Annotated in this window: 5 protein-coding genes; all 5 read right to left on the reverse strand. The window is 30.5% G+C overall.

Annotation, left to right across the window (positions count from 1 at the left end):
• Positions 1 to 325 precede the first annotated feature (325 nt).
• Positions 326 to 625 (reverse strand): hypothetical protein, encoded by a 300-nt coding sequence (locus tag B8T70_RS22950; protein WP_207621560.1) that lies wholly within the window; start codon positions 623 to 625, stop codon positions 326 to 328.
• A complete protein-coding gene (locus B8T70_RS24400; RefSeq protein WP_255398774.1) occupies positions 585 to 716 on the reverse strand; it encodes a hypothetical protein in 132 nt (43 codons plus the stop codon). The genes B8T70_RS22950 and B8T70_RS24400 overlap by 41 nt, the downstream gene beginning before the upstream one ends.
• Positions 717 to 835: 119 nt before the next feature.
• Positions 836 to 2803: an OmpA family protein gene (locus tag B8T70_RS22955; RefSeq protein WP_165763252.1), complete on the reverse strand. Its 1968-nt coding sequence runs from the start codon at positions 2801 to 2803 to the stop codon at positions 836 to 838.
• A gap of 20 nt (positions 2804 to 2823) precedes the next feature.
• Positions 2824 to 3744, reverse strand: a complete 921-nt coding sequence (locus B8T70_RS22960; RefSeq protein WP_086896373.1) for a type IX secretion system membrane protein PorP/SprF — start codon at positions 3742 to 3744, stop codon at positions 2824 to 2826.
• 51 nt (positions 3745 to 3795) lie between these two features.
• Positions 3796 to 5091: gliding motility-associated C-terminal domain-containing protein (locus tag B8T70_RS22965; protein WP_086896374.1), on the reverse strand; the 1296-nt coding region annotated here is incomplete at its 5' end.

Genomic DNA, 5091 nt, shown 5'->3' on the forward strand with positions numbered 1-5091 from the left:
TTTTACAAAGTGGAGATTATAACACTTTAACAGAAATAATTTATGAGTTAAATTACACCAAATTAAGCTATTTCTGCACAAAATATTATGACCTTTTTCATAGAAAACCTTCTGAGGATTTTATTAAAAAAAAGAAACAAAAAAACTTTGCTGTTCTTAGACCAGATACTTATCTGTAATTATACAAGTACTACTCTTTCTTAGATAAACTAAAAAGAGTAGTATTTTATATTATCTCCTTTTCAATACTTATCTAGCAGTTCAATTTAATCTTTTAGTTTATTCTGTGTTTTACAGACATTGCTATTTATTTCATAATCAATCATTACCATTCTCTCCAAATATCCGAAATCCCTTTCCCGTTTGCATAAATTTCAGGATTAAGACCAGCAACTAAAGTTATTTCATCCACCAAGTCACATAAATCTTCACTTACACCAAAATCGAATAATCCTTTCTCATCATTAAGTCGATTGAGTGAATTAATAATAATTTCAAACAATTCAATTTTATTTAATTCTGATGCTTTTTCTCCTAGTAAGCATAGTTTACCTAATAAATAGTCAAAAATGGCTTTTATAACATCACAATTCTCTTGAGTATATTGGCTCAATCCCTTTATCATTTTTATCCTCTGTATCTGCCGAAAAATTATCTATCCATTCATCAAATGGATAATTATCCTTGATTTTATTTAATTTTTTCTGATAAGTCATTATACTTTTTTTTACTCAATTTAAATCTTATTGATTTATGCATCTCATATGATCAAAACAAAAAAGTGGATATCATTATGATATCCACTTTTTTTAAAACATATTCCTATTCAAATACCTTATTCGTGATGAAAAGAAATAATGAACTCTGAACGTCTGTTTAATTGATGTTGTTTCTCAGAACATTTTACACCATCAGCACATTTATTTATCAATTGAGTTTCACCATAACCTTGGCCTGTAACTCTATCTGCTTTGATTCCTTTACTTACAATATAATTAATAGTAGCTTTAGCTCTTCTATCAGAAAGTTTTAAGTTGTAAGCATTATCTCCACGACTATCTGTATGTGACTTAATATCAACTGTTAATCTTGGATAATCTTTTAAAATTTGCACAACTTTATTCAATTCTTTTTCTGAAGATTTTCTAATATTAGCACCATCTAAGTCAAAATAAATTGGTTGTAAATCAAGAGTTTTTGTTAAATCAGAACCATCAGTAATAGTTTTCCCTCCTTCACCTTCTAACTCTTTTACACTAGGATCAGTTACCAAATATTTATCAATCTCGAAACTTTGATTTTCAAATTTCTTAGGAATAAGTAATTCATGCGTTTGTTGATAATAACCAACTTTATCATAAACTAAAGAATAATCTCCTACTGGTACCTTTAACAAATATTCACCTGCATTATCAGTATAAAACTCATCTACCATTTTCTTATTTGCATCAAGAACAGTAATCTTAACTTTTGGTAACAATTCGTTTTGTTTACTATCGTATACTTTTCCGAAAACAACAAGATCATATTTAACTTTAATCGGTTCTAATTCTGTCAAACCATAAATTTGATCATCATTAGTTCTATTAGATGCAAAGAAACCTTTATGTGTTTCTGGATTAATTACAAAACCAAAATCATCTCCAGGTGAATTAATAGGTTTCCCAACATTCACAATTTTATAAGTATTATCAGTATTTTTGAAAGCTTCAAAAACATCTAAACCTCCAAGTCCTGGATGTCCATCAGATGCAAAATAAAGTTGCCCTGTAGTTGACATAGAAGGAAAAGTCTCTCTTCCTATTGTATTAATAGTTGGTCCCATATTTTTAACTTCACCAAAAGTCCCATTTTCATTGATTGCAACTTCATATAAATCCGTTTGTCCAATAGAACCTGGTCTGTCTGAAGCAAAAATTAAGCTTTTACCATCAGGTCTCAAAGCTGGATGAGCATTTGAAAAAGAATCACTATTAAAAGATAAATCTTCAATGTTTGTCCATTTGTCTTTTACAAGTGTAGCTCTGTAAATTCTAAGACGGTTTGTTTTTGTTTCATCAACACCATATTTATTACCCAAAAAGTTACTTCTGGTAAAATACATTTGATTACCATCTGCAGTAACTACTGCTGTTGATTGATGGAAAACTGAATTTACTTTTCCATTCATTCTTTTAGCATCAACTAAATCTCCATCATCAGTGATTGTAGCTTCATAAAGTTTGAAAAAAGGTTTTTTATTCCATCTGTCTTTCATTCTCTCTACAACATTTGTATCTCTTGCAGAAGTAAAAATAACCTTATTGTCTTTATAAAAAGATACTCCATAATCAGGCATATTAGAGTTAATACTAACAGGTTTAATTGTAAAACGATTCGACTGTTTTTCAATATTCTGTAAATACTCAGTACCAGCTGCAATTGCTTGTTGTCCTGATTTACTATTAAGCTCTTTTATGATTTTTGATGCCTCTTCAAATTGTCCATTAGATTTTAGACACTGCGAATATCTAAATAACTGGTCATTTGTGAAAACGTAATTGTCTTTTAATTTTGCTATCTGATTATAAGACTTTAGAGCATTCTTGTAATCACCATTAAAAAAGTAAGAATCTCCTAATTTTGCATAAATTCCAGAAGAACCAAATTCTTTTTTAACTAGTTTATCAAATAAGTCGCTTGAATTTACGTATGCATATGCTTGTTTATCGTAATTTTTTTCTGCTCTATTAACTAATCTGTCTTGCGAATAAGAATTATGCAGACCAAATAATACTATCCAAAGTAAAAAGTATTTTTTCATATGTATTTTTGTAATCATTATTAAAAGAATCTCGGATTAATCATTCGTTTGTTTGACTTATTGAAAAGATCAAATCTTAAGAAAAATTCATGTGAACCTGAATTATAATTTCCTAGGTTTGTAGTTTCATAATCATACGCATATCCAACCTGTATACCATCTGTTACCTGGAAACCAGCCAATCCACTTACACTGGCATCTACACGGTATGCAGCTCCAATTGTAAATTTATTATTAATTAAGAAGTTTGCAGATACATCGACAGCTATCGGAGCTCCCGATACAAATTTTGCTAAAACTGCAGGTTTAAATCTTAAGTATGGATTAATATCAAATACATATCCTGCAATACCATAAAAATGCGATTTTGTAGTATAGACAGATGATGAAACATCATCAAAAAAATCTGTTTTTAATAATTTTGGAACCGATACTCCAACATACCAATTATAGGTATGAACATAAACTCCTGCTCCAACATTTGGTGAAAACTGAGATTCTTTCCCCATTAAATACGGATCCTCTGCATTTTTGATATTTAATTTAGAATAATCTACTACAAAATTGTCAAATCCTCCAGAGATACCAAAAGAAACTTTTAAGTCACCATTATTACCCATAATTGTATAGGCATAATTAAGCATAACTCCAGTATTTTTTGTTGGTCCTATCTCATCGCTTACTACATTTAAACCAATTCCATTAGCATGATACCCCAATGGACTTTGTATAGAAAAATTCATTGTTTTTGGAGCTCCATCAAGACCAACCCATTGCGTTCTGTATAACCCCATTGCACTTACCACTTCCCTTGAACCCGTATATCCTGGATTAAAAGTCATTGTATTGTACATGTATTGTGTATACTGGGACTCTTGTTGTGCCGAAGCATCAAAAATCCCTAACAATACAATTGTTACTATGTAAAAAATCTTTTTCATTAGTTGTAATTATTTTTAATTTAATGATTTTTAATTTAATGATTTTTAATTTTATTGATTATTGATGTATAGGTATCCAGATTTCTCTTTTCCTTCTTCTCCCTTGGTATATCTCAATATATAGAAATAAGTTCCTGTAGGAAGTTTTTCACCTCTATTTACAGTTACACGACCATCAGAGTATCCTCTAAACATCACATCACTCTCATTATATGATTTTGCATCATACACTTTTACTCCCCAACGGTTGTAAATCTCAACTGAATTATCAGGGTAATCTTTAATCCCTTCAATAAGGAAAGTATCATTAACTCCATCCCCATTTGGAGATACAGCATTATAAACAATTACATCATCTTTCACCTCTGTATCTTTAACTAGTGCCATTGTGAAAATTCCATATCCACTAACCTGCGCAGTCAATAATTGAGAATACCCAGCATCTTTACTTGTATTAGGAATAGGTTCACTTACTTCTCCTTTTTCCTCAATCCATTTGGACGAAGCTGTATCCCAACGCACAATAACTACTTTCATTCCTGAAGCAACATCAAGAAACTCATTTGGTGTTGTTTGTGAATCTAACGTAAGAGTTAGTACAATTTTATCAGCTCCTTCATCTTGTGTTACATTCCAATATTCCTTATCATTAATCAATAATATAGAATCCTCTTTACTTGCATGCTTATATTGATTATCAGAATTTTGATGAAAATACTGAGCTGTATAGATATTACCATCACCGGTACCTTCTTTAGCATGAAAAGCAGGTCTAAAAAAAAGATCATTCCCTACTGGAAATTCAAACATACTATTTCCTATTTTCTCTACTTTACCATCAACAAAACTTAAGTCACTAGCATCAGAATGTATGGCATTTTCATTAAAAATCACCCTACTTTCACTCTCCTTATTCTTATCCTCATTAGACACTATTATTCCTGTTAGAAATTCTGCCTTTCTGTTAACTGAAATAATTTGATTCAGACGAAAAGAAACCAATGTATCTGATTGGCTATCAAAAATCACATCTTGAAAATTAGTAATTTTACGCCCTTCAAGCTTCTGAACTTTTTTGCCATTGAAAATAGTTTGTCCATCACTTTTATCACTAAACAACACATCTCCATCATTGTTCCAGTTATCAAAAATGTAAACGATTCCATCATTTGTAAAACCTCCCGAAGGCTTGTTTATATATGGTTCATAAACCGATAATATAGTCTTATCATCTACCTTTATGATACCGTCATTAATAAACTGCGCTTGCCCACTTTGAGAAGCCAACAAAACCAGTACAAAACTTAAGATACCACCAGGGTAGCTAACAATTGATTGTTTTGTTTC

The organism is Flavobacterium sp. AJR, from assembly GCF_002156885.1.
Taxonomy (GTDB): Bacteria; Bacteroidota; Bacteroidia; order Flavobacteriales; family Flavobacteriaceae; genus Flavobacterium.

Excerpts from the sequence above, each read along its gene's own strand:
- B8T70_RS22950 (WP_207621560.1), bottom strand. The coding sequence starts at position 625 with ATGATAAAGGGATTGAGCCAATATACTCAAGAGAATTGTGATGTTATA.
- B8T70_RS24400 (WP_255398774.1), bottom strand. The coding sequence starts at position 716 with ATGACTTATCAGAAAAAATTAAATAAAATCAAGGATAATTATCCATTT.
- B8T70_RS22955 (WP_165763252.1), bottom strand. The coding sequence starts at position 2,803 with ATGAAAAAATACTTTTTACTTTGGATAGTATTATTTGGTCTGCATAAT.
- B8T70_RS22960 (WP_086896373.1), bottom strand. The coding sequence starts at position 3,744 with ATGAAAAAGATTTTTTACATAGTAACAATTGTATTGTTAGGGATTTTT.